The organism is Streptomyces sp. YS-3 (assembly GCF_045257485.1).
Classification (GTDB): domain Bacteria; phylum Actinomycetota; class Actinomycetes; order Streptomycetales; family Streptomycetaceae; genus Streptomyces.
Genome location: NZ_JBJHPC010000520.1, coordinates 1 through 5,110, shown reverse-complemented (window position 1 = coordinate 5,110; position 5,110 = coordinate 1). Strand labels below are relative to the sequence as shown.

Here is a 5,110-nt window from a genome sequence, read left to right as displayed (position 1 = left end):
GGGCGGGGGTTCGTCTGCGGGCCCGGTGGTGGCCGGTCGCGCAGTTCCCCGCGCCCCTAGGTAGTTAGGGGCGCGGGGAACTGCGCGCTCAGCCACAGTCAACCCGCAGACGACCACCGGGCTTGAAGGGGCGCGGGGAACTGCGCGGGCGACCCACGACGACCCGCACACGAAGTCCCGGCCCGATGAGGGGCGCGGGGAACTGCGCGAGCAACCCGCCACCGGCCCGCGGGCGAGCCCCGGGCGTTCGGTGGCTCAGAACCTCAGAGCTGCTCGATCACGTAGTCGACGCACGCCGTCAGCGCTTCGACGTCCGCCGGGTCGATCGCCGGGAACATCGCGACGCGCAGCTGGTTGCGGCCGAGCTTGCGGTACGGCTCGGTGTCCACGATCCCGTTGGCCCGCAGCACCTTCGCCACGGCCGCCGCGTCCACCTCGTCGGAGAAGTCGATGGTCCCGATGACCTGCGACCGCTTCGCCGGGTCGGCGACGAACGGGCTGGCGTGCTTGGACTCCTCGGCCCAGCCGTACAGCGCCTTGGCGGACGCGGCCGTACGGCCCGTCGACCACGCCAGACCACCCTGGCCGTTGATCCACTTCAGCTGCTCGTTGAGCAGGAAGAGCGTGGCGAGCGCCGGGGTGTTGTACGTCTGGTTCTTCAGCGAGTTGTCGATCGCGGTCGGCAGGCTGAAGAACTCCGGGACGTGGCGGCCGGACGCGTGGATGCGCGCGGCGCGCTCCAGGGCGGCCGGCGAGAAGGCCGCGATCCACAGTCCGCCGTCGGAGGCGAAGGACTTCTGCGGGGCGAAGTAGTAGACGTCGCTCTCGGTGATGTCGACGGGCAGGCCGCCCGCGCCCGAGGTCGCGTCGACCAGGACGAGCGCGCCCTCGTCGGCGCCCGCGACCCGCTTGACGGGGGCCGCGACACCGGTGGAGGTCTCGTTGTGGGTGAGGGCGTAGACGTCGACGCCCGCCTCGGCGGCAGGCTCCGGGTGGGTGCCGGGCTCGGAGGCGATCACGCTGGGCTCGGCGAGCCACGGCGCGAGCTTGGCGGCCTTGGCGAACTTGGAGGAGAACTCGCCGAAGTTCAGGTGCTGCGACCGGTTCTCGATCAGCCCGTGGGTCGCGACGTCCCAGAACGCGGTCGAGCCGCCGTTGCCCAGGATCACCTCGTACCCCTCGGGCAGCGAGAACAGGTCCCGTACGCCCTGGCGGACCTCGCCGACGAGGTTCTTGACCGGGGCCTGGCGGTGGGAGGTGCCCAGCAGCGAGGTACCGGTGGCGGCCAGGGCGTCCAGCGCCTGAGTACGCACCTTGGAGGGGCCCGCGCCGAAACGGCCGTCGGCGGGCTTCATGTCAGCGGGAATCTGGATCTCAGCCACGAGCGCAGGGTATCGGCACGCGGGGGCGGCGCGCGGCTGCGGTCCATCCCGCGAGACGCGCCCGGCCGCCGTCGCGCCCGCCGCGGCGCCGGACGGGCAGGCTGGTCCCCATGGGCGACACGGGTGACGGCGGCGGTACGCCGCGTACGGACGGGGCGCGGCGGGCGTGGGAGCGGGAGCTGCGGGACGCGGTGCGCGGGGAGGTCGACTCCTCGGCCACCGCGCGGGCGCTGACCACGATGGACGCGTCCAACTACCGGCGGGTGCCGCGGGCGGTCCTCGCGCCCCGGGACGCCGAGGACGTGGCGGCGGCGCTCGCCGTCTGCCGGGAGCACGGGGTGCCGGTGGTGCCGCGCGGCGGCGGGACCTCGGTCGCCGGCCAGGCCACCGGGACCGGGCTCGTCCTGGACTTCACCCGGCACATGCGGTCCCTGCTCTCGGTGGACGTGGAGGCGCGCACGGCGGTGGTCCAGCCGGGCCTGGTCCTCGACGTGCTGCGGGAGGCGGTCCGGCCGTACGGGCTGACGTTCGGGCCCGACCCGTCGACGCACAGCCGCTGCACGCTGGGCGGGATGATCGGCAACAACGCCTGCGGGGCGCACTCGGTGGCGTACGGGACGACCGCCGACAACGTCCACGGGCTGACGGCGGTGAGCGGCGCGGGCGACCCGCTCCGCCTGGGCCGGGGCTGGACGGGCACCCCGGCGGGCCTGCGCGCCTTCGTCGAGCGCAACCTCGCCGCCCTGCGCACGGGCTATCCGCAGGACCTGCCGCGCCGGATCTCCGGGTACGCCATGGACGCGCTGCTGCCCGAGCGCGGCACGGACGCGGCCCGCGCCTTCTGCGGCAGCGAGGGCACGCTCGGGGTGCTGACCGAGGCGACCGTACGGCTGGTGCGGACGCCCGGGGCGCGGGCGCTCGCCGTGCTCGGCTACCCGGACGAGAGCGCGGCGGCCGAGGCGGCGCCCGCGCTGCTGCCGTACGGGCCGCTCACCGTCGAGGGCATGGCCGCCGACCTGGTGCGCGGCGCCCCCGGGCTGCCGCGCGGCGGGGCCTGGCTGTTCGTGGAGACGGGCGGCGCGGGGCCCGCCGAGGCGCTGGCGCGGGCCCGCGAGCTGGTGCGGGCGGCGGACCCGCTGGACGCGGCCGTGATCACCGACCCGGCCGGGCAGCGGGCGCTGTGGCGGGTACGCGAGGACGCGGCCGGGACGGCGACACGCACGGCGGAGGGAAGCGAGGCGTGGCCCGGCTGGGAGGACTGCGCGGTGCCGCCCGCGCGCCTCGGCCCGTATCTGCGCGACTTCCGGGCCCTGCTGCGCGAGCACGGGCTGCGCGGCACGCCGTACGGGCACTTCGGCGACGGGTGCGTCCACGTCCGGATCGACTTCGACCTGCTGAGCGCGGCGGGCGTGGCGCGCTTTCGCCGGTTCTCCGAGGAGCTGGCGGATCTGGTGGCCGCGCACGGCGGCTCACTCTCCGGTGAGCACGGCGACGGGCAGGCGCGGGCGGAGCTGCTGCCGAAGATGTACGGGCCCGAACTGGTGGGCCTGTTCGGGGAGTTCAAGGACGTGTGGGACCCGGCGGGGGTGCTCAACCCCGGCATCCTGGCGCGCCCGGCCCGGCTGGACGAGAACCTGCGCTTCGCGGTGCTGCCGAGGCGGCCGGTGGAGGTGGAGTTCGGCTACCCGCGGGACGGCGGGGACTTCTCGGCGGCGGTACGGCGGTGTGTGGGCGTCGCCAAGTGCCGTACCGGGCAAGCGGGTACGGGCGTGATGTGCCCGTCCTTCCGGGCCACCGGCGAGGAGGCGCACTCCACGCGGGGCCGGGCGCGGCTGCTGCACGAGATGCTGGCGGGCGAGGTCGTCACGGACGGCTGGCGCTCGACGGAGGTACGGGACGCGCTCGACCTGTGTCTGTCCTGCAAGGGCTGCCGCGTCGACTGCCCGGCCGGGGTGGACATGGCCACGTACAAGGCGGAGTTCCTGCACCACCACTACCGGGGGCGGCGGCGCCCCGCCTCCCACTACGCGATGGGGTGGCTGCCGCGCTGGCTGCGGGCGGCGGCGCCGTGGGCGCGGAGTCTGAACGCGCTGGCCCGGGTGCGCCCGCTGGCCGCGATGGTGAAGCGGCTGGCGGGGATCGCCCCGCAGCGGAACCTTCCGGTGCTGGCGACGCGGACGCTGCGGGCGTGGCTGGGGCGGCGCGGCGACGGCCCGGCCCCGGCCGCCGCCGTCCTGTGGCCGGACACCTTCACCGACCACCTGTCGCCGGAGGTGGGGCGGGCGGCGGTGCGGGTCCTGGAGGCGGCGGAGGTCGGTGTCGTGGTGCCCGAGGGGCGGGTGTGCTGCGGACTGACGTACGTCTCGACCGGCCAGCTCACCCGCGCCCGTACGGTCCTGCGCCGCACGCTCGACGCGATGGAACCGCTGCTGGAGCGCGGCCTCCCGGTCGTCGTCCTGGAGCCGAGCTGCGCGGCGGCGCTGCGGACCGATCTGCCGGAGCTGCTGCCGGACGATCCCAGGGCGGCGCGGCTGGCGGCCTCGGTGCGGACGTTCGCGCAGACGCTCCAGGAGTGCGCGCCGCACTGGTCCCCGCCGTACGTCGGGCGCCCGGTGGCCGGGCAGACGCACTGCCACCAGCACGCGGTGCTCGGGGACGCGGCCGAGCGCCGGCTGCGGGAGCGGGCCGGGCTGACGGGCGCCCTGAGCGGCGGCTGCTGCGGTCTGGCCGGGAACTTCGGCTTCGAGCGGGGCCACTGGGAGGTGTCGGTGGCCTGCGCGGAGGACGAACTGCTGCCGGCGGTACGGGCGGCCGGGCCCGCGGCGGAGGTCCTGGCGGACGGCTTCTCGTGCCGTACGCAGCTGGAGCAGTTGACCGGGCGGCGGGCCCGGCATCTGGCGGAGGTGCTGGCGGACCATCTGCCGGACGAGGTGGGTTAGGGACAGAGGCCCCTGGCGCCACTTACACCGCACCGTACATTGGTGTCGGAAGACATCACTCCGCTTGCGTTGCGCGCGGGGCGGGAATCCCGTGGACCGCACGTGCGGAGTGGTGCAATATAGTGTTCATGAAGTTCACTGAAATGAACTTACTCGACGTACGGGAGCCCCGGTGACCAGTCCGCAGACCGCCGCAGAGCCGACCGCCACCGCGGCGGCGACCGTCTCCACCCCGGAGGCGGCGGGCGGACTGCGGACCGCGCGAGGTCGCGGGGCGGCGCTCGCGCCCGTCGCGCTGGTGGTCTCGGCCGGCATATCGGTGCAGTTCGGCTCGGCGGTCGCGGTGATGCTGATGCCGAGGGCGGGCGCGGCGGGCGTGGTGACGCTCCGCCTGGCGGCGGCGGCGCTGGTCCTGCTGGTCCTGTGCCGCCCGAAGCTGCGCGGCTACCGGCGGGCCGACTGGGGCACGGTGGTCGCCTTCGGCGCCGCGATGGCCGGCATGAACGGCCTCTTCTACCAGGCGGTCGACCGCATCCCGCTCGGCACGGCCGTGACCCTGGAGGTCCTCGGCCCCCTCGCCCTCTCCGTCCTGGCCTCGCGCCGCCTGGTCAACTTCGTCTGGGCCGGGCTCGCGCTCGCCGGGGTCGCGCTGCTCGGCAGCGGCGGGGGCGACGGCTTCGGGTCGATGGACCTCGCCGGGGCGGCCTTCGCGCTGGGGGCGTCGGCAGCGGCGGGGGCGACGGCTTCGGGTCGATGGACCTCGCCGGGGCGGCCTTCGCGCTGGGGGCG

The 5,110-nt window shown here is 75.5% G+C and carries 3 protein-coding genes; 2 read left to right on the top strand and 1 reads right to left on the bottom strand.

All coding sequences use genetic code 11. From position 1 onward, the window contains the following. Positions 1-263: 263 nt before the first annotated feature. Entirely contained in the window at positions 264-1,382 is a 1,119-nt protein-coding gene (gene serC / locus ACJA3G_RS29705; protein WP_406556129.1) for a phosphoserine transaminase, read from the bottom strand. 110 nt (positions 1,383-1,492) lie between these two features. On the opposite strand from serC, the gene ACJA3G_RS29700 reads away from it, so the two are divergent. Then, positions 1,493-4,321 (top strand): FAD-binding and (Fe-S)-binding domain-containing protein, encoded by a 2,829-nt coding sequence (locus ACJA3G_RS29700; RefSeq protein ID WP_406556128.1) that lies wholly within the window; start codon positions 1,493-1,495, stop codon positions 4,319-4,321. Positions 4,322-4,493: 172 nt separating this feature from the next. Beyond that, positions 4,494-5,110, top strand: a 617-nt coding sequence (locus tag ACJA3G_RS29695) for an EamA family transporter (protein WP_406556127.1), incomplete at its 3' end; no start/stop codon positions are given.